18 protein-coding genes and 1 pseudogene are annotated in these 20,221 nt (G+C 48.4%); 10 read left to right on the top strand and 9 right to left on the bottom strand.

Going from position 1 to position 20,221, the window contains the following annotated elements; all coding sequences use genetic code 11:
* The 3 genes and pseudogenes from BGK46_RS17720 to BGK46_RS05050 all read left to right on the top strand — a co-directional run.
* Window positions 1-251: pseudogene (locus tag BGK46_RS17720) on the top strand (IS5/IS1182 family transposase); the annotation flags it as partial.
* Between the two features lie 421 nt (window positions 252-672).
* Complete coding sequence (locus tag BGK46_RS05055; RefSeq protein ID WP_069587472.1) at window positions 673-1,794, top strand: nucleoid-associated protein; 1,122 nt, start codon at window positions 673-675, stop codon at window positions 1,792-1,794.
* Window positions 1,795-1,796: 2 nt separating this feature from the next.
* Window positions 1,797-3,329 (top strand): hypothetical protein, encoded by a 1,533-nt coding sequence (locus BGK46_RS05050; protein WP_069587471.1) that lies wholly within the window; start codon window positions 1,797-1,799, stop codon window positions 3,327-3,329.
* A gap of 298 nt (window positions 3,330-3,627) precedes the next feature.
* Here the strand turns inward: BGK46_RS05050 and BGK46_RS05045 are convergent, their stop codons facing one another.
* Window positions 3,628-4,023, bottom strand: a complete 396-nt coding sequence (locus tag BGK46_RS05045) for a gamma-glutamylcyclotransferase family protein (protein WP_069587470.1) — start codon at window positions 4,021-4,023, stop codon at window positions 3,628-3,630.
* A 186-nt stretch (window positions 4,024-4,209) separates the two neighbouring features.
* On the opposite strand from BGK46_RS05045, the gene BGK46_RS05040 reads away from it, so the two are divergent.
* Window positions 4,210-5,052, top strand: a complete 843-nt coding sequence (locus BGK46_RS05040) for an endonuclease/exonuclease/phosphatase family protein (RefSeq protein WP_254659659.1) — start codon at window positions 4,210-4,212, stop codon at window positions 5,050-5,052.
* Here the strand turns inward: BGK46_RS05040 and BGK46_RS05035 are convergent.
* The 3 genes from BGK46_RS05035 to gloB all read right to left on the bottom strand — a co-directional run bounded on the left by BGK46_RS05035 (window position 5,045) and on the right by gloB (window position 8,134).
* Window positions 5,045-5,734 (bottom strand): YIP1 family protein, encoded by a 690-nt coding sequence (locus BGK46_RS05035; protein WP_084781272.1) that lies wholly within the window; start codon window positions 5,732-5,734, stop codon window positions 5,045-5,047. The genes BGK46_RS05040 and BGK46_RS05035 overlap by 8 nt on opposite strands.
* The gene (locus BGK46_RS05030; RefSeq protein ID WP_069587469.1) at window positions 5,731-7,305 is read right to left on the bottom strand and encodes a lytic transglycosylase; all 1,575 of its coding nucleotides are present in this window, start codon (window positions 7,303-7,305) and stop codon (window positions 5,731-5,733) included. Before BGK46_RS05030 ends, BGK46_RS05035 begins: the two co-directional genes overlap by 4 nt.
* 70 nt (window positions 7,306-7,375) lie before the next feature.
* Window positions 7,376-8,134, bottom strand: a complete 759-nt coding sequence (gloB, locus tag BGK46_RS05025; protein WP_069587468.1) for a hydroxyacylglutathione hydrolase — start codon at window positions 8,132-8,134, stop codon at window positions 7,376-7,378.
* A gap of 32 nt (window positions 8,135-8,166) precedes the next feature.
* Here gloB and BGK46_RS05020 point away from each other — a divergent pair, with 32 nt between their 5' ends.
* On the top strand, window positions 8,167-8,892 hold the full coding sequence (locus BGK46_RS05020; protein ID WP_069587467.1) for a methyltransferase domain-containing protein: 726 nt from the start codon (window positions 8,167-8,169) through the stop codon (window positions 8,890-8,892).
* Window positions 8,893-8,900: 8 nt separating this feature from the next.
* Here the strand turns inward: BGK46_RS05020 and rnhA are convergent, their stop codons facing one another.
* A complete protein-coding gene (rnhA, locus tag BGK46_RS05015; protein WP_069587466.1) occupies window positions 8,901-9,365 on the bottom strand; it encodes a ribonuclease HI in 465 nt (154 codons plus the stop codon).
* A 51-nt stretch (window positions 9,366-9,416) separates the two neighbouring features.
* Here rnhA and dnaQ point away from each other — a divergent pair, with 51 nt between their 5' ends.
* Window positions 9,417-10,139 (top strand): DNA polymerase III subunit epsilon, encoded by a 723-nt coding sequence (gene dnaQ / locus BGK46_RS05010; RefSeq protein ID WP_096631103.1) that lies wholly within the window; start codon window positions 9,417-9,419, stop codon window positions 10,137-10,139.
* 8 nt (window positions 10,140-10,147) lie between these two features.
* On the top strand, window positions 10,148-11,452 hold the full coding sequence (locus BGK46_RS05005; protein ID WP_069587464.1) for a TIGR03503 family protein: 1,305 nt from the start codon (window positions 10,148-10,150) through the stop codon (window positions 11,450-11,452).
* 74 nt (window positions 11,453-11,526) lie between these two features.
* On the opposite strand, the gene fadE is transcribed toward BGK46_RS05005, so the two are convergent.
* Window positions 11,527-13,971 carry an acyl-CoA dehydrogenase FadE gene (fadE, locus tag BGK46_RS05000; RefSeq protein WP_069587463.1) on the bottom strand — a complete coding sequence of 815 codons (2,445 nt, stop codon included), beginning with the start codon at window positions 13,969-13,971 and terminating at the stop codon, window positions 11,527-11,529.
* A 315-nt stretch (window positions 13,972-14,286) separates the two neighbouring features.
* Here fadE and lpcA point away from each other — a divergent pair, with 315 nt between their 5' ends.
* Both lpcA and BGK46_RS04990 read left to right on the top strand, forming a co-directional pair.
* Window positions 14,287-14,865, top strand: coding sequence for a D-sedoheptulose 7-phosphate isomerase (lpcA, locus tag BGK46_RS04995; protein ID WP_069587462.1), 579 nt, complete (start codon window positions 14,287-14,289; stop codon window positions 14,863-14,865).
* 21 nt (window positions 14,866-14,886) lie between these two features.
* Window positions 14,887-15,681 (top strand): class II glutamine amidotransferase, encoded by a 795-nt coding sequence (locus BGK46_RS04990; protein WP_069587461.1) that lies wholly within the window; start codon window positions 14,887-14,889, stop codon window positions 15,679-15,681.
* Window positions 15,682-15,744: 63 nt separating this feature from the next.
* Here the strand turns inward: BGK46_RS04990 and purN are convergent, their stop codons facing one another.
* On the bottom strand, window positions 15,745-16,398 hold the full coding sequence (gene purN / locus BGK46_RS04985) for a phosphoribosylglycinamide formyltransferase (RefSeq protein ID WP_069587460.1): 654 nt from the start codon (window positions 16,396-16,398) through the stop codon (window positions 15,745-15,747).
* Window positions 16,398-17,438 (bottom strand): phosphoribosylformylglycinamidine cyclo-ligase, encoded by a 1,041-nt coding sequence (gene purM / locus BGK46_RS04980; RefSeq protein WP_069587459.1) that lies wholly within the window; start codon window positions 17,436-17,438, stop codon window positions 16,398-16,400. Before purM ends, purN begins: the two co-directional genes overlap by 1 nt.
* A 184-nt stretch (window positions 17,439-17,622) precedes the next feature.
* On the opposite strand from purM, the gene upp reads away from it, so the two are divergent.
* The gene (upp, locus tag BGK46_RS04975; RefSeq protein WP_069587458.1) at window positions 17,623-18,249 is read left to right on the top strand and encodes a uracil phosphoribosyltransferase; all 627 of its coding nucleotides are present in this window, start codon (window positions 17,623-17,625) and stop codon (window positions 18,247-18,249) included.
* Window positions 18,250-18,335: 86 nt separating this feature from the next.
* Here upp and dxs read toward each other — a convergent pair whose 3' ends face one another.
* Window positions 18,336-20,216, bottom strand: coding sequence for a 1-deoxy-D-xylulose-5-phosphate synthase (gene dxs, locus BGK46_RS04970; RefSeq protein WP_069587457.1), 1,881 nt, complete (start codon window positions 20,214-20,216; stop codon window positions 18,336-18,338).
* Between the last annotated feature and the right edge of the window lie 5 nt (window positions 20,217-20,221).

Genomic DNA, 20,221 nt, shown 5'->3' with positions numbered 1-20,221 from the left:
GGAGAATGATCATCCTCGCAATGCAGCCGTCATGCGCCTTAAAGTCGGGTAACTTGGCAAACTGGAAACGAGAAGAAGGTTATCACCAACGCTCTCTGTCAGAAACAGGCATGTCCCGATACAAAACGTTAATCAGCCCTCAGCTGACACTACGAGATTACGATGCCCAAGTTGGCGAAGCATTGGCCAACGTGAAAGCAATAAACAAAGTCATAAGACTCGGTATGCCTGTTAGTTACCGAGTTGATTGATGGGAGTAATCCAATCGAGTTCAGTACGTTAGGTGAATGATTTGATCAACAACGCCATGAAGCAGTATTGATGCTAGAGTAGTACCGTAGCATCAAAATCACTATCAAAGCCAGGTTCCGAAAGGGATCTGGTTTTCTATTTCAGAACCAGTGGTAGCAATGTAGTGGAACGATTGCTATTATTTACCTGCCGTGTGATGGTGGATTGTCCGAAAATAGTAGAGTAGTAATCTTGCTGGAGTAATCACGCACTCTACGATTGCTACTATCAGGGTTTGAAATTTTGGATGATAGAAGTACGGAGGGTGACCTGCTTAATAGTTCTATGATTTTTATGGCTCACCTGAACTATCTAGTATGAAACTGTATGATCTTGTAATAATATTTGTAGAGAACAGTAACGTATAGATCTGGAAGCAAGATGGCAGTTTTAAACTCTACCGTAATTGAATCACTCCAAATCGAGAATTTTATTTATCATGTTATTCGTCATGATTTAGAAGAGCCTTCATTCAATGATGAAGTGACTTTAGAGCAGGAGCAGAAGGAGTTTTTTGAGCGACAAATACGTCGAGCGTGTGAAGGAACACAGTTTTTGTTTTCTAACCCTGAAGATAATACTTGTCGAATTAACTGCCTAGATATCCTAGGAGATCTCACTACTCTCGTCCCGACATCACGACTTTTAACTCAACGTTTTTTTAGTGCTCACAACCGCACTATGAGTGATGGAATCTTTATTGTTGCAGTAGTATCTGTTCTGGTTGGTGATAAGCGACATAAGTTGCTTTCTTTCCTGAAAATTGACTTCACGACAGTATATCAACAGCAGAGAAATGAAGTTAATGGTCGACATATCGTATCTTTAACCCGAATTATTGACTCTTTGGCTGATACCCCGAGAGCATTGCAAAAGTGGGCGATTCTAGATCCAGGAACTGAATTTGCTTGGGACGTAATCGCATTGCAGCGAGGAAAAACTGATAAAGTTAAAGATACCAATGAGGCTATCTCTGACTACTTTCGAAACTTCTTGCAAGTGATTGTGAGAGATAACCCATCGTCGTTAACTAAGAAGACTGTTGCAAAGACTTCTGATTGGTCAAAAGAAGTTGCGGGTTTGTTGCCACCGCATGTTAAGCATACAGATATAAAAGCACGTTCTGTTTCTTTCTTTGACTCTCACGACCAATTTGATACGGACAGTTACGTAGAACATGTTCTTGGTTCATTTATCCCGCCAGAGCTAAAAGAGGATGAACTGACAGAAGAGCAGCAACAACAAAAAGCCATATATCTACAACAGCAGACGGAGTGTAAGGATTCTCTTATTGATATGCTTACTACTAGTGAAATATCTGGACAGGTTTTCGAGTGTCGTCCAAACTCCATACCGTCTGAAAATCGCAAGAGTAAGTTAGTTACTGGTGAGAATGTAGCCATTTTCTTTAAAGGTGAATTGGCAGATAATAACATTAAGATCGAAGAAGAAAACGGTGAGAAGGTGATTACCATTCGAACCACTCAGTTTGAAATGACCTAATGATGTTAGAGACGCTAAAACTACTGCAAATACATTCAAATATGTTAGAGCTCGATGATCGTATCGAGTTCAACTTTTGTCCGCCTCAAATTCGTGACATTTATGACGAAGATAAAAGTAGGTTTAGTTTCTTAAAGCTGCGTTGGGAAGGGGAGCTTCAAGATGGCTGGCGTGTCTTTGAAAAGATTCCTGATAACGCTAGCTGCAAAGCTGTCGTAAATAAAGGTGATGTATTAAATAGTGAAATATCAGTAGATATTCAGGAAGGGGTCAACCAGTACCTATTTTTTTCAGAAGATGCCTACTCAACTTGGCTACAAAGAAATATTTCCCGCATTTTCGACCGAAATTGCTGCTTAAACTCTTCAAGTCCAATAGTCATTTGGCTTGGTTTTGGTGATTTTGATGTTAAAGGTGAGCGTTTATCTATCATCTCCTTGAGTAAGCAAAGTTCTCCAATTTTTAATGGAGCTAGTGGTATAAACATTCCTTCTAGTGACGATGTAAAAGCTCAGACCCACTTTGTGGGTCAGGCTGAAACAGTATGTGAACCTTTAAATTATCGATTACCTAGGGATCTTGACGTATGTCCTTTGACTCAGCCTTTTTACAACGCGTATGAACAATTGCTTGCAGTTTCTTTATCCAAAGAGTTTTTAGGTTCAAATAGCATTGTTGTATCTGGTATTAAACGATTGAGTTTGAAATTGGTAGCAGATAATCATGTTTGCGATACTACCCAACTAGGTTTGTTGGAATCTGTTGTTTCTTGGATTTACGAGGAAAGAACCCAAGTTCGGCTACTTTTAGTGATGGATAGAATTAGTCTAGATCTTGCGGATGATTGTTGTTTTATACCCAGTATATACAGTCAGTTAACTAAAGCTCTGGAGCAAGCTAAAGATAAGTACGAGTTTGTAATAAAGGATAGAAAGGAAGCTCATGCTAAGGAAATATCTGATTTCCAAAAAGATATAAAGTCTGCTACCGACGGTTATTCTAAGTCTACAAATGATTTAGTTTCGGGACTATTTAAAGATGTTTTATCTGCAATTTTCTTTTTAGCAATAATGCTGTTTTCTCGACTGATCGGGAAAGAGGATCTACTGGACTCTGAAAATATACATTGGCTTTTCAAAATACTCTCCGTGTATCTATTATTTAGTCCGGTGATCAGAATTTATTTTGAGAGACAGACTTTAAGTCTCTCCTTGGGTGATTTAGAACATTGGAAAGATACAACAAGAAATCATATTTCACATAAGGAAGTGAAGTATCTTATCGATTCTCGAACAAAGCCTTATAAATGTTTGTATAGAAAGGCAATGCTGCTAGTTTTTGGTGCTTCAATTATCTTGTCTATCTTTGCTTGGAATATACCTAGGCTTATGAATCACGCTGCGCATACTGGAGAGCAGGTAGAGCAGGTAGAGCAGGTAGAGCAGGTAGAGCAGGTAGAGCAGGTAGAGCAGGTAGAGCAGGTAGAGCAGGTAGAGCAGGTAGAGCAGGTAGAGCCATCGAAGAATGGTGGTTAATTTTAGAATTGCGATTAGCTTGCAACATTTCCATATGATTCATGCCAACACAGTCAGGTTTGTTGTTAGGTTATGTCTTTAATGTAGCGAAATTTTTCATTCCAAACCCGCGTGTTGGGGGCTGGGGCGCCAGTCCGATGGAACGCCAGCCCGGTAGAATCCCTCCACCCCTGCCATCTAAAAAGCATCGACATTTGTCGGTGCTTTTTTTTGATCTCAATATTACCGGTCGACCCCATCTATCTCTGCTACTCAAAAAGCACTGACGCTTGTCGGTGCTTTTGACTGTCTGACAGCGCTAATAGTTTTTGGCGACAAACTGGCTTGGGCCTGCTTCTTCCGGCTGATGGCTAAAGCAGAGCTCATAAGTGAAGGCGGTCGTGGTCTGTACCATATCCATATTTGGTTGATAACGAATTTCTACAATAACGCGTTGATAGCCTGCCCCTTCGAATTCATCTAATTGGGGGATGGTCGCCGTGAGGTCTTTTGCTTTTAACAACCAACCGTGCACGATATCGTCGGGATTGTCACTGAGTTCAATCCCTGGATAGCCTTTTGCCGATCCCCATCCACGATCCGTGCGTACTGCTTGCAATGTAGCGGGATACCAGTCTCCTTGCACATCGGCAAGTAAATAATGATTCCGTTCCCCCGGACACAGGGTGCCATACACAAATAGGTTATTGAGCATGTGGCGTCGCTCCTTGAATGTATATTGTTATTATTGCTCTCACATCCTATCTCTGGGGCTCGATTATCGGCAAGTCATAAAGTGAGATCTTTGCTTGTATTTTAACCGCAAGACGCGCAAAATCGGCGCCCGAACTGATGGCAGGTTATACTCACAGTGGCTGAGTAATCAAAAGTGGTAGACGTGATGAAACGGCGAATTGGTAAAGCGATGGCGTGGGGCACAGCGATTCTAGTGCCGGCCGCTGTGGTGGGTGTAAATGGCTATTTTACCGTGCCAGATAGTACCCAGTTGCATACCGTCTCAGGTATTCACCGGCAATGTGTTGATTATATTCATGCTTCTCCATTGGATGAAGACGGGCATTTTTCATTACTGGTGTGGAATATTTATAAACAGCAACGTCCTCATTGGGAGACGGCGCTGAGTCAATACCGTGACCCTCACCGGTTAATGTTATTGCAAGAAGCCAGTTTTGGTCCTCAGCTTGCTCGCTGGATAAATCAAGCGTCACTTCACTACGATCAGGCTTATGCGTTTGCTATGCAAGATGCTGTGGCTGGGGTGATGAATTTGTCTCAGGTTAATCCGATGCATAGCTGTGCATATACCGCCGTTGAACCTTATCTAAGGCTGCCGAAAAGTGCGTTGTACAGCGAATATCAACTGTCTAATGGTCAGCGACTGGCAGTGGTCAATATTCATAGCATTAACTTTACGTACGCCATGTCAGCGTATAAGAAACAGCTGGCGGCGTTAGAAAAAGTGCTCACGCAGGTTGAAGGGCCGATTATTCTCGCTGGGGACTTCAATACTTGGTCTCAGCGTCGTTTAGAGGCGGTAAGGGCAATGGTCTCTAGATTATCGCTTCAGGAAATGGCGTTTAGCCCGGATGAGCGGATCACGAAATTTGGCTTGCCGTTGGATCATGTTTTTTATCGAGGGTTAGTGGTGGAAGGCGCAAAAGCGTTGGATAACGGCGCCTCCGATCATACTCCGATGGAGGCGCAGTTGAGGGTGATTAGCTAACGGCAATCATCAGGGCCCATCCTCCAAAGACGGCAAACCAAGGCAGGGTGGCAACCACAATCGCTTTACCTTGTTCAAGCGGCGTCCAGAGGGCCAAGACGGTAATACTGAGCACCCAATACCAAGGAAGAAGAATGGGTAGACTCGCCGCCCAAGCACTCCACTCTGACGTCAACGGCAGTTTTAACAGTCCGTTCAGGCTGTTGAGATCTGCGTGGGCAGGTAGAATGAAACTCGGTGACAACATCATATTGGTATAGCTGGCCAGATCACCCACGATGGCGGGCAGTAGGATAAAGCTGGTTGCCGCAAGCCAATGTCGGTAGCCAAAAGTTGGTGCTTCTTGTTTAGTGGCAAGACGGAACCAAAGTGCCAGCGCGAAGATGACCGCCGCGCGTCCAAACCAGTCTCCTAGCACCTCTGACGCCAATAGGGTCTCACGTTCCAACCATTGCTGGGCACCGCCTTCGGACATAGAGAGTGTTTGAATTAACACTCGCTGAAGGGTAGCCAGATCAGTGTGGTCGAAGTAGGCGTTCCAAAACGCCATTGAGCTAAAGCACAGTAATAAGTACGCCAACCACGCCCATGCAGGACGCTGGCTCAATGCGGCAAAGCAGGCACTCGGCCGGATTACGATATCACGCAAGGCGAACAAAGGATTGGAGGACGCTACCATCATGAGCCGCTACTCCGCGAGATATCAATATGTAGGGTGAGGCGCTGGCCCGGCTGAATATAGGCGTTCTTGCGTAGCTGATTCCACTTAACCAGATCAGACACGGACACATTGTAGCGCTGCGCAATGCTGCTTAGGGAGTCGCCTTGGCGAATCTGATAAGTGATGGTACGAACACGTTTTGCGTTATCGTTTTTATCCCAAACGACCAGCTTTTGCCCAATACTCAAGGTATCTCGGGGGCTCATGCCATTCCATTTTGCCAGTTGTCGGTAGTCAACGTCATAACGGCGAGCAATTGTCCAGAAACTATCCCCTTTACGCACGGTATGAGTCCGTTTGTAACCGTCGCGCTCAGCGGCTTGCAATGCGGCAAGGCGCTGTGGGGCGCTTAAGGTGTACTGAGATTCGTCTTTCAATGAGACTGGGATCATCAGAGGCTGACCGACACGGATACGTGTGGTACTCAGTTGGTTAGCGCGCTGCAGTACCTTGACCGTCGTGTTGTAGTGGGCGGCAATTTCACTCAGGCTATCGCCCGATTGGACGTAATAACGCTCCACACGTAGCCCTTGGTTGTTATTTTTCGCCAGTTCGGTGTTGAAACGATCGACTTTATCGATGGGAAGTAACAAGTGGGTCGGGCCGGCAGGCGCGGTTGCCCAGTGGTTGTAAGCCGGATTAAGGCTTTGTAACTCTGACACGCTCAGGCCAGCATAGTTGGCTGCCAGTGCTAGGTCCATTTGGATATTGGGTTCAACCAATGCCAGTGCAGGTTTGTTCGCGATGGCGGGAACCTCAAGGCCATATTTATCTTTATGACGAATGACGTCGCCCAGTGCAATCAGCTTGGGGACGTAGCTACTGGTTTCTTTGGGTAAATCGAGGTGCCAAAAGTCGGTTGGCTTGCCCCGTTTCTCATTGTTACGAATCGCACGTGCAACGCGGCCTTCACCGGAATTGTAGGCGGCAATAGCGTGAAGCCAATTGCCGTCAAACATACCGTTAAGGTATTCCAAGTAGTCCAAGGCGGCATCGGTGGCTTTTGCCACATCACGACGACCGTCATACCACCAATTTTGCTCCAGCCCGAAGCGTTCACCGGTTGCTGGTACAAACTGCCATAAGCCAGCGGCACGACCGTGAGAGTAAGCAAATTGATCAAACGAGCTTTCGACGATAGGTAGCAATGCGATCTCAAGCGGCATATTGCGCGCTTCTACTTTCTCAACAATTAAGTGCAAGAAAGGAGTGGCACGTTCCGCGACGGTGGCAATGTGGTTTGGATATTTTAGGTACCAATTGCGGTACTGGCGGATAGCGCTGTTATTAGGGACGGGCAGTGACAGCTGCATGCTGATTCGTTGCCACACATCCTCCTGCATTTGCGGTGAAAGTACCGTTGGTGTCGCTGGGGTCGGTTGTTTCTTGGTCGCGGAAACGGTCGGTGTTGCTTTAACCGGAGTAGCCGCGACTGGGGTCTTTTTTGTTGCGATATCCGTATTCTGAGCATCACCTGTCAGCTGACAGCCGCTCAGCAACAGGGTGCTCAAGATAACAAAACGGTACTTCATTGCATAAAACCTTCGTCCAAAATAGCCGATGATAATAGGGGCTGGTTATATTGATGACAAGAGACTCAGCTCAAAATTCGTCCTTCCACTGCCGCAGAGCCCTGAATACTTCTAGCTCACTGTCATCAGTGGCTCGGCCACTCACCGCTTGAATCACAGTCGGTTCGCTCGTTCGTAAAAATGGGTTTATGCGCCGTTCGCGCTCAATGGTACTCGGTAGAGTCTGTTTTTGCTGCGCACGCAACCTATTTACTTCTTCTCTATACAAATGTAGCGCATCATTTTCCGGTTCAACGGTTAATGCGAAAGCGACGTTGGCCGCCGTGTATTCATGTGCACAAAAAACCTGAGTTTCGATGGGTAAGGATGCAAGCTTTTTCAATGAGTTAACGGCTTGTTCTGCGGTGCCACCGAGTAAGCGGCCGCACCCTGCTGAAAATAGCGCATCGCCGCAGAATAGCTTACCATCGCCGACAAATGCGATATGATCCTCGGTATGGCCTTCTACGCCCACCACCAGAAAACGGTGATCAAACACATCAATCTGGTCACCGTCTTTCACTGCCATCGTAAGTCGAGGGATAGGCTTTACATCGGGACCGATCACAGCAGCACTTGGCGCAAAGCGTACTAAATCTTCAATGCCATTGGTGTGATCCCAGTGATGGTGTGTGATTAAAATGCAGGATAAGGTCAACTCATGTGCCTGAATGTAGTCGATAACTTGATGTGCTTCACCCGGATCGACCACCGCACAACGGTTATCTTCACTAATAATGAGCCATATGTAATTATCGTTAAATGCAGGTATGCTTTTGACACTGAGCATTGGGTTCTCCAGCAATAGAATGAGCCTTGACCATGAAACCAGCGCGCATCGATTATCACTATGATTACCCCTATACGTGGGACCAAGTTGCGTATGGGGATTGGACACGAGCGCAGTTACAAACGCGTTTAGATGAATGTTTGCCTAACCTGTTTGGCTACCATTTATTGAAGCTCGGCGGGCTAAGCTGCGAACTGGTCAGCCAACAGTGTAACATTCAACACCAAGTCTGTGTGGATAAACGTAATCCAATGCGCAACTTAACCGCAGACCATTATGCGCTTCCTTTCATCGAAAAATCGTTTGATGCGTGCTTGCTGGCTCATCAGCTCGACTATAGCGATGATCCTCACCGGCTGCTGCGTGAGGTGGATCGCGTGATGATTGACGATGGATATCTTATTTTATCCGGCGTCAACCCGACCAGCGTGATGGGAATCAAGCGCGTATTGCGGGGACGCGGACAGCGACTGCCATGGAGTGGACGTATGTTTTCTCCACTGAGGATCCGCGATTGGCTAAGTGTGATGAATTATGAGGTGACCACTGCAACGCACTTTGGTTTGTGGCCAACGAAACAGCCCAAGGCGAGACACGCTTGGGTAGAAAGCAGCTTTGCTGAATTCACGCCCTTTGTCGGCTGCGTCTACTTTATTATCGCCCGTAAACGCAGCTATCCGTTAAAGCCCATCAAACCACGCTGGAAACTGAAAAAAGCCGTTGCGCCTTTAGGTGGGGTGGTGCCAAACGGTGGATAAAAACCTGCTTATTGCGGCTGATACCCTTCATCAACCAGAGTAGGGTGATTGGCCGCCTCTCGGGCTAATTCATCACAGCGTTCGTTTTCTGGGTGGCCAGCGTGGCCTTTTACCCAATTCCACGTCACTGTATGCTTGGCGGCCGCAGCATCGAGTTGCTGCCATAAATCAGCGTTTTTCACTGGCTTTTTATCTGCAGTTTTCCACTGACGTTTTTTCCAATTATGGATCCATTGTGTGATCCCTTGGCGCACGTATTGGCTGTCTGTGGTAAGCACGACCTCGCATGACGCGGTAAGGGCGTTCAGTCCGACGATAGCTGCCATGAGCTCCATACGGTTATTCGTTGTGAGGGTATAACCGGCGCTCAAGGTTTTTTCGTGCTGTTTATAACGCATCACCACACCGTAACCACCGGGACCTGGGTTACCTAGGCATGAACCGTCTGTGAAAATTTCTACCTGCTTGGTCATCTTTGGTACTATCGGATATTAGAATCTGCCAAGTTTGACATAAGTATTGCCATGAAAGCGAATTACGATCGCCTTGTTGTTCTTGATACCGAAACCACAGGTATGAACCGCGAAGGTGGCCCTCATTACCAGGGACACAACATTATCGAAATCGGCGCGGTTGAAATTATCAATCGTAAGCTAACCGGTCGGCACTTTCATGCCTACATTAAACCGACACGTGCGATTGATCCTGAAGCTATTGAAGTACACGGTATCACGGATGCTTTTCTCGCCGACAAACCGACATACGCCGATGTGCATCAGGCATTTGTGTCCTTTGTAGAAGGGGCGGAGCTAATTGCCCACAATGCGCCCTTTGACGTCGGCTTCATGGACTACGAGTTTAAAAACTTGGGAGTGGCGTTAAAGACGAGCGAGATCTGTTCGATTACCGATACCCTTGCCATGGCGAAGAAAATCTTCCCGGGTAAGCGCAATAACTTAGATATTTTATGTGAGCGCTATGGTATTGATAATTCTCGCCGCACGTTGCACGGGGCATTACTTGATGCCGAGATCTTAGCCGACGTTTACTTACTGATGACGGGCGGGCAAACCAGCCTGTCTTTTAACGCGGGAACCGATACGGACAATGCGAGCCCAATGGCGCCGCGTTCGGTCAAACGTCAGAAACCGCTAAAGATTATCCCCGCATCCGCCGATGAACTAAGTGCACACGAAGCGCGTTTAGATTTTATTGAGCAAAATGGTAGCTGTCTTTGGCGACAGTAGGAGAGCACATGAAAAAGCGGTGGTGGACTGCCTGTCTTTGTATCCCATTATTGGCGCAAGCCAGTGAGCAAGAAATACGTCTGCTGGAAAACCGCTTTCGGGTTGATCCTACCATTGAGCGTGCCGCGTTCGTGATTTACCGAGAAGATCCCAGTGTCCCAGTGGTCCTTGTGCGCCCCGACGGCACTAAGTACTACGCATGGCGACATCCGGATAAAGTTTCTTGGCACCAAGAATCGGACATGGACATCGTTTCTATCACTGATCCCATGCCCGGTCCGTGGCAAGCGATTGGCCGAGTTAGCCCTGATAACAAAGTAAAAGTACTAAGCGATCTGCGTATGCAGGTTGATGATCTTCCTCCGCGTTTATATCAGGGGGAAACGGTGAAATTCACGGCGCGATTAAAACTTGGCGATGAGCCTCTCATCCTGCGCGATTTCATCGAGCGCGTTGATTTGAATGTCACCTTTACCGAGTACGTCGAAGATCCTGAATCGCTCAACCTTGATCAGCGCCCTCAGCCTCGCTCACTCGGGCATTTTAGTGACGACGGAACGGGGTTAGATGAAAAGCCCAATGATGGTATCTTCACCGTCGCACTGCCGGTGAATGTGATGCCCGGTAAATACCGAGCGCGTGTGACGTCAGGCAATGGCATTTTTTTCCGCACCTTAGAGCAAGAAGTGCTGGTGTACCCGACGCCATTGATGGCGACGTTTAAACAAAGCCAAATTGATGATGAGCCACACAAGCTAGTTATTCAGGCCGAGGAAGCCAGTATTGAGCCGGGTAGCATATCGGTGCATGCTAAATTTATCGACACGGAAGGGAAGACCACAGTTTACCAAACATCGAACGATGATAAATCCATGACGATGACACTGGACATCCCGTATGCATCCACGCCGGGCCAGTACAAATGGAGCAGTATGCTTTATGCGACGGATTTATTGTCAGGCCGACCGCTGGTTTTTAGTTTACCTGAGCAGACGTTTGCGGTGACCGATTATGAAGCGCTTGAACAAGCAGAAGCCGAGCGGTTGGCGCGAGAGCGCGAATTGCAAGCGGCAGCGGAAGAGCGGCGCCGTGAGCGAGAGAAAGAAAAGGCACGCACGACATCGTTACTGATTATTGGTGTAGGGAATCTATTGATTCTTCTGCTCGGCGCAGCGGTTTGGTTTGTGTTGAAAAAGCGCAAAGCCCGTAAGCTTGCTGAAGCGGCTCAAGAATTGGAAGCGCCGCCACCCGATGAAGGCACGCGTGAAGAGATGGGCGATGAGTTGGACATGGATAAACCGGATAAAGAATAAAAAAGAGAAGTAAAGAATAAAAAAAGAGAAGGCAATTGCCTTCTCTTTTTGGTTGGGCAGCTTAACGCGAATCATTAAGCTGCATCATGCATCTTTCCCACTTTGGTCGATGCAGCAGGAAGCTCTGCAGGATCGAAGTCATCAACATTGATGGTTTCTAGTCGACCCACTTCGGCGTCACGGAGCAGCTGTGCTTCTTGTTCGCTGATCACGCCCGCATCCAGACCTTTCTGTGCCACTTGGTCTAAGAACATAAATGGCAGTTTCTCGCCAATACCGTCACAAACTTTTTTGTGGATCGGCTCTGCAGTGAGAATGTCGTGAAGCGCTTTTTCGATATTCCCAATGGCATTACCAGGCTCGAAGAATTGTCCACGGCCAATGCGATCACGTGTTGCACTTGGCGATTGCAAAATTACCGCAAGCTTACCGTCTAAGCGATCACTTGGTTTGCGGCGACCTTTACCTAATGGGAACACGAGGGCACGTACCAATCCTGCAATCATACGATTTGGGAAGTTGGCAAGGAACTCATCAAGCGCGTGCTCAGTTTGGTACATGGCATCTTGCATACCCCAATGAACTAATGGCAGATCGTCTTTCTGATAGCCCTCATCGGCGTAACGTTTCATGGTTGCAGAGGCAAGATAAAGCTGACTAAGCACATCACCCAGACGCGCAGACAGACGCTCTTTACGCTTCAAATTACCCCCGAGAACCGCCATTGAAACGTCAGCCAGCAGCGCTAATGCCGCACTGTAGCGGTTCATTTGCTGGTAGTAACGGCGTGTTTCGTCTTTACGTGGTGTTTTCGAGAAGCGTCCATCGGTCAGGCCCAGCCACAATGTGCGAGCAAGGTTACTCATCACAAAGCCAACGTGACCAAACAGTGCGCGATCAAAGGCATTTAACGCACGTTGCGAATCAGTGTCTTCGCTGGCACGAATTTCATCCAGTACGAACGGATGGCAGCGGATCGCCCCCTGACCGAAGATGATCATCGAACGCGTCAAAATGTTCGCACCTTCAACGGTTATGGCGATAGGTGAGCCTTGATAGTTGCGTCCCAAGAAGTTTTTAGGACCAAGGCAGATACCTTTACCGCCCACAACATCCATCGCATCAATCACACCTTGTTGACTACGATGCGTACAGTGATATTTGACGATGGCGGAGATCACCGACGGTTTTTCTCCCAAGTCAATCCCAGTCACGGTCAGGGCACTGGCGGCGTCCATTACGTAAGCATTGCCCGCAATACGCGCTAGAGGCTCTTCAATACCCTCCATTTTACCGATCGGCAATTTGAACTGACGACGAATACGCGCATAAGCACCGGTTGCCAATGCTGCTGACTTCAAGCCGCCGGTGGTGTTCGATGGCAGGGTGATACCGCGACCAATCGACAAACACTCCATCAGCATACGCCAACCTTGGCCCGCCATTTTCTGGCCGCCAATAATAAAGTCCATTGGAACGAAGACGTCATTACCCTGTGTCGGTCCATTTTGGAATGGAACGTTGAGAGGGAAGTGACGACGGCCGATATCGACACCTTCCAAATTGGTCGGGATCAGTGCACAGGTAATACCAAGCTCATCTTGATCGCCAAGTAGATGGTCAGGATCGCGAAGTTTAAACGCGAGACCGAGTACGGTAGCGACAGGGGCTAGGGTGATGTAGCGTTTGTTCCAGGTGATTTTCATCCCCAGCACTTCTTTGCCTTCCCACATCCCTTTTGTGACAACTCCGTAGTCAGGGATCGAGCCCGCATCGGAGCCTGCCTCTGGGCTGGTTAAGGCAAAGCATGGAATTTCTTTACCCTCAGCAAGGCGCGGTAAGTAGTGGTCTTTTTGCTCTTCGGTACCATAGTGCTGCAATAGCTCACCCGGACCGAGAGAGTTAGGGACCCCGACCGTAGATGACAGTACGCCTGACACGCCAGACAGTTTTTGTAACACCAAAGACTGGGCGTAAGCGGAGAACTCGAGGCCACCATATTGTTTTTTGATGATCATGGCGAAGAACTTGTTGTCCTTCAGGTATTGCCATACCTCAGGTGGTAAATCTGCCAGCTCGTGGGTGACTTGATAGTCATCAACCATACGGCAGACTTCATTCACAGGGCCATCCAGGAACGCCTGCTCCTCGGCACTTAAACGTGGTGCTGGGATATCATGCAATTTGTTCCAGTCAGGCGTACCACGGAAAAGATCTGCTTCCCACCATACTGTACCGGCGTCGATGGCTTCTTTTTCTGTGGCTGACATTTCTGGCATCACAGATTTAAACGCTTTAAACGCTGGTTTACTGATCCAGTTGCGACGGAATGTCGCGATATTTAGTGGCAGTGCGATTACGGCAAAGATCAGCCAAGTGATCTGTCCAACACTCCCCAGTAAAGTCCCTACTACCAGTCCCGCAGCCAATACAGCTGTTGAAACCAGCAAATTGGCACGATGGTATGCGAGTACGCCTGCCACAATTAGCATGGCAGCGATAAATAACCCTGTCGCCATCACGTCATCTCCTTCGGTTTAGTTAGCCTCTCCTCAAATGAGGTAAGAGGTCGTACCACTTAATGTAAGCAAAAATTTAAATATTTGTAAATTGGTACGGTGTGATGTGGCTTGCAAGGTGAGAAAATCATCAATCATTCTCCGCCAAAGTTGGAAAGATAGGTTGCCATTTGAACAAACGTGACCTAGCTCGAGACCAACACGCAAGCGGCAGTCGACAGGCACAAAACGATACGGTTACACTGACCTTAAATCCGCTCTCACCCCCAGTGCACAGAGTGAGAGCCTGGCCTTTTTCAACGATGGGAACATGCCATGTACCAAGATATTATTCGCGGTGAGCTGTCGGAAGCAGCTACCGTTTTGAATGCCTTTTTAAGTGACGACAAAAACATTCAACAAATTGAAGAAGCTGCCAAGCTATTGGCCGATAGCTTCAAAGCGGGTGGCAAGGTGCTTTCGTGTGGGAACGGTGGCTCGCACTGTGATGCCATGCATTTTGCCGAGGAGTTAACGGGCCGTTATCGTGAAAACCGTCCGGGGTATCCTGCGATTGCGATTTCTGATCCAAGCCACCTTTCTTGTGTTTCCAACGACTTTGGTTATGAGTTTGTTTTTTCACGCTATGTTGAAGCCGTCGGCATGAAAGGCGACGTCCTCTTTGGTCTGTCTACCTCAGGAAACTCAGGCAACATTCTTAACGCGATCGATGCGGCGAAAGCGAAAGGCATGAAGTCCATCATGCTGACTGGGAAAGACGGCGGCAAAATGGCTGGTCTTGCGGATATCGAAATTCGTGTCCCTCATTTTGGCTATGCGGATCGTATTCAAGAAGTCCATATTAAGATTATCCATATTCTTATCCAGCTGGTGGAAAAGGAAATGGCGGCCTAATGCTCGGAGGTAGATGAAAGAATGTGTGAACTGCTTGGCATGAGTGCCAATGTGCCGACGGATATCTGTTTTAGTTTTACTGGGCTTATTCAGCGCGGCGGAAAAACAGGGCCGCACCGAGATGGCTGGGGCATTACTTTTTACGAAGGGAAAGGGTTTCGCACCTTTAAAGATCCCGCCCCAAGCTGCCAATCTAAAGTGGCTGAATTGGTAACCAGTTATCCGATCAAAAGCTGTGCGGTAGTCAGTCATATTCGTCAGGCTAATCGAGGTGGCGTCAGCCTTGAAAACACGCATCCTTTTACTCGCGAAATTTGGGGACGTTATTGGACGTTTGCCCACAATGGTCAGCTATCTGGGTTTGAAAGCTTAGAAACGGGCCACTTTAAGCCTGTGGGAGAAACCGACAGTGAAAAAGCCTTCTGTTGGCTGCTTAATGAGCTATACAAGCACTACCCACAGCAACCCGATAACATGTGTGAGGTGTTCGACTTTATCGCCTCGCGCTGCGATCGGTTACGTGCACTTGGAGTGTACAACATGCTGTTTAGCGATGGTGACTATGTGATGGCGTATTGCAGTAATAACTTGCACTGGATTACGCGGCGGGCCCCGTTTGGTAAAGCGAGCTTGATCGATCAGGAAATGACGGTTGATTTTCATGAGGAGACTACGCCCAATGATGTCGTCACTGTGATCGCGACCCAGCCGCTAACCAATAATGAAAACTGGCACAAAATGGCAGAAGGGGAGTACTGCGTCTTCCATTTTGGTGAAGTGTATTGCACCAATCAAGATCAGTATACAACGACCTGATTGCGGTCTTGCCAGCATAGAAAAGGCGCCATCAGGCGCCTTTTTTGATCAGGGCGAATCACACTAGGCTTTTAGGTCGTCATCGTCATCAGCGGCATAGCCAGCGGGGCCCAACGGCGCGCCGTCGAGCCAAGCTTGGCCAGCTTCCATGCGTAAGCGCTCTTCGACAAACCAGCGAACAACCAAAGGATAAATCTGGTGCTCTTGTTGTTGCACCCGTGCTGCAACGGTATTGGCGTCGTCTTCTGAAAAAATGGGGACACGTGCTTGTAAAATCACCGGGCCACCATCCAATTCTTCTGTGACAAAATGCACTGAGGTGCCATGCTCGGTATCACCCGCATCAATCGCGCGCTGGTGGGTATGTAAGCCCGTGTATTTGGGGAGCAACGACGGATGAATATTCAGCATCCGTCCTTGGTAGTGCTCGACAAAGGCTGGGGTGAGTATACGCATAAAGCCGGCGAGAACGACCAAGTCAGGAGCCAACGCATCAATGGCGGTTGCCAACGCATGATCGTAAGCGTCGCGAGTGTCATAGCGCGAGTTTTCGAGCACGCGAGTCTCGATTCCAGCATTATCCGCGCGGGTTAGGCCGTAGGCATCTGGCTTGTTTGCAATCACGCCGACAATCTTTGCGTTTTGCGGGCACTTATCGATTAAAGCCTGAAGATTACTACCACTTCCCGAGATCAACACCACGATGCGTTTTGTCATTACACCAACTCCACTTGCGCTTCGCCGTCAGCACTTGTTGCAATATGGCCCAACTGCCAAGCGGTTTCCCCTGACTCATTGAGCAGTGCGATCGCTTGGTCGGCATGTGCTTGCGGTAGCGCGATGACTAAGCCGACGCCACAGTTAAAGGTGCGCAGCATTTCATAGTCACTGACATTGCCTTGTGCCTGCAACCAGTTAAAGATGGCTGGCCATTGCCAGCTATTTCCATCAATAACGGCTTTTGTACCTTGAGGCAATACGCGGGGAATGTTTTCCCAGAAGCCGCCACCGGTAATATGAGAAATGGCGTGAGCAGGGTATTGCTCAAGTAAAGTGAGTACTGACTTCACGTAGATACGGGTCGGTGCCAGCAAGTGCTCAACCAAAGGTTTGCCTTCGAGTGGCATGGTTAAATCAGCCTCGCTGACTTCCAAGATCTTGCGGATCAGAGAGTAGCCGTTTGAGTGAGGACCGCTAGAAGCCAGACCAATCAGAGCATCGCCTTCACCGACCTTACTGCCATCAATTAATGCGGATTTTTCCGCGACCCCGACACAAAACCCAGCGACATCATAATCATCCCCTGAGTACATGCCCGGCATTTCAGCGGTTTCGCCACCGATCAGGGCACAACCGGCTTGTTGGCATCCATGAGCAATCCCTGTGACCACATCGGCCGCTGTCTCGACGTCTAATTTTCCGGTCGCGTAGTAGTCGAGGAAAAAGAGTGGTTCAGCCCCTTGAACAATTAGATCGTTCACACACATAGCGACCAAATCAATGCCGATCGTATCGTGCTTATTGGCATCAAGCGCTAAACGTAATTTGGTTCCTACCCCATCAGTGCCGGACACCAGCACGGGTTCTTTATACTTGGTCGGTAACTGACACAGGGCACCAAACCCGCCTAAGCCGCCCATTACTTCAGGACGGTGAGTTTGTTTGACGACGCCTTTGATACGGTCGACTAGGGCGTTACCCGCATCAATATCGACACCTGCATCCTTGTAGCTAAGAGATGATTGTTTACCGCTCACTGCAATTCCTCGCCGGAGTTGGAAGTCAAAAGTCGGCGCTATTCTATCAGTAGATAATTAGAAAGGAAAACGTTTGCGTCAGCTGTTTGGTGAGGAAATAGGCGAGATGTCAAGCCTTTGATCTACGCTAGCAAAACCCTTTCGTGTATACTACCGAGAATTTGTTTTTTGTAAGGAGTCTAAGATGAAGGTCGTGGAAGTCGGGCACCCGTTAGTGAAGCATAAAATTGGATTGATGCGTGAGCGGGATATTAGCACTAAGCGATTTCGTGAGCTTGCCACTGAAGTGGGTAGCCTACTGACATACGAAGCCACTTCAGACTTCGAAACAGAAAAAGTGACCATCGAAGGTTGGGACGGTCCAGTCAGCGTTGATCAAATCAAAGGCAAAAAAGTCACCGTGGTGCCTATTTTGCGTGCAGGGCTCGGTATGATGGACGGTGTGTTGGAGCATGTACCAAGTGCCCGTATCAGTGTGGTCGGCATTTACCGTGATGAAGAAACGCTAGAGCCTGTACCGTATTTCCACAAGTTGGCGAGCAATATCGACGAGCGTATGGCGCTGGTGGTCGATCCTATGCTGGCAACGGGTGGTTCTATGATTGCCACTATCGATTTGCTCAAAGAGCAAGGCTGTCAACATATCAAAGTGTTGGTGTTAGTCTCTGCCCCAGAGGGTATTGAAGCGTTGAAAAAAGCGCATCCGGATGTCGAGCTCTATACTGCAGCTATCGATGAAAAGCTGAATGACAAAGGCTATATCGTACCTGGCCTAGGTGATGCCGGCGATAAAATCTTCGGTACCAAGTAATCGTCATCATCGCCAAGATGATGGCGTAATAACGGATCAAAAAGCCCGCTTAATATCGCGGGCTTTTTTAGTCTAAATGTCCCGTCTTATAAAGACAGGCCTATTTTATCGAGGTAAGTACGCACTTGCGCTTCGATCCCCTCACCATCTAATTGCAGCTCAGCATGCAATTCTTGCTGAGTGCCTTGTGGAATAAAGCGATCGGGCAAGCCAATTTGCAATACTGGCTTAATGATACCTTGCGTCATCAAGCTTTCAATCACACCGGTTCCCGCCCCGCCAGCGGTGGCGTTTTCTTCAATAGTGATAAGGCAATCATGCGTTTTCGCCATTTCTGCCACTAAATCGGTATCCAGAGGTTTAGCAAAGCGCATATCTACCACGGTTGCATCAAGCGCTTCTGCTGCCGCGAGGGCGCCGGGCAACAGAGTACCAAAGTTAAGTAGCGCAATGCGCTTACCTTGGCGTTTTTGCACGCCTTTACCGATAGGGAGTGCATGCATATCGCGCTCAATACCAACGCCCATGCCTCCCCCGCGTGGGTAGCGCACTGCGGCCGGGCCCTGATGAATATGACCGGTATAGAGCATTTGCCGGCATTCGTTCTCATCGCTTGGCGTCATCACCACTAGATTCGGGATGCATCTAAGGTAGCTTAAATCAAATGCCCCTTGGTGCGTTTGGCCGTCGGCGCCCACGATGCCACCGCGGTCGATCGCGAACAACACCGGTAAGTTCATAATGGCGACATCATGGATCAGCTGATCGTACGCACGCTGTAAGAAGGTGGAGTAGATAGCTACCACAGGGTTGTACTCACCAATCGCCATACCTGCCGCTAGGGTGACGGCATGTTGTTCGGCAATCGCAACATCGAAGTATTTGTCAGGGTGCGCCTTGGAAAAGCGCACCATACCAGAGCCTTCACGCATCGCCGGGGTAATGGCGAGCAGTTTGTCATCCTGCTCGGCCATATCACACAACCAGTCACCAAAGACATTAGAAAATGTCGGGCTGGCTGGCTTTGATTTCGGTAGGGTATGCACGCTTGGATCGAATTTAGGAACGGCATGATACCCAATCGGATCCTTTTCCGCAGGCGCGTAGCCTTTGCCTTTTTTCGTCATCACGTGCAAGAACTGTGGCCCTTTCAGGTTACGCATGTTCTTTAGCGTTTTAACCAGCTCTTCCACGTCATGACCATCGATAGGGCCGATATAGTTAAAGCCGAGTTCCTCGAACATGGTCCCCGGTACTACCATTCCCTTGAGGTGCTCTTCAGCACGACGGACCAGCTCTTTAATTGGTGGCGCGCCCGACAGGACTTTTTTGCCCCCTTCTCGGATGGTGGTATACAAATTACCGGAAAGAAGCTGCGCCAGATGATTGTTGAGAGCACCAACATTCTCTGAAATTGACATTTCGTTGTCGTTGAGGATCACCAGCATGTCGGGTTTCACGTCCCCAGCATGGTTCATCGCCTCAAATGCCATCCCCGCGGTGATGGCTCCGTCTCCAATCACACTAACGACTTTGCGGTTTTTCCCTTCTTTTTCGGCACAAATGGCCATCCCCAATGCGGCGCTTATTGATGTGGAGGAGTGGCCTACCGACAACACATCGTAGGGGCTTTCTTCGCGCCACGGGAAGGGATGCAATCCGCCCTTTTTGCGAATCGTCGGCATTTTTTCGCGCCGACCCGTCAAAATTTTATGTGGGTAGGCTTGGTGACCGACATCCCAAACAAGGTGATCAAAAGGGGTGTTATAGACATAATGGAGTGCGACAGTCAGCTCGACAGTGCCAAGTCCAGACGCAAAATGACCACTTGAGTGGCTAACCGTATTAAGTAAGTAGGTACGCAGCTCATCACACAGTTCAGGAAGGTGATCACGCGGAATGGTGCGTAACTCTTCCGGCGTATCAGCCAACGCGAGTGTAGGGTACTTTGATATATCCAGTGTCATAGTGG

It is taken from the genome of Salinivibrio sp. SS2 (assembly GCF_001722075.1).
Taxonomy (GTDB): Bacteria; Pseudomonadota; Gammaproteobacteria; order Enterobacterales; family Vibrionaceae; genus Salinivibrio; species Salinivibrio proteolyticus.
This window is presented reverse-complemented; position numbering and strand designations above follow the sequence as displayed.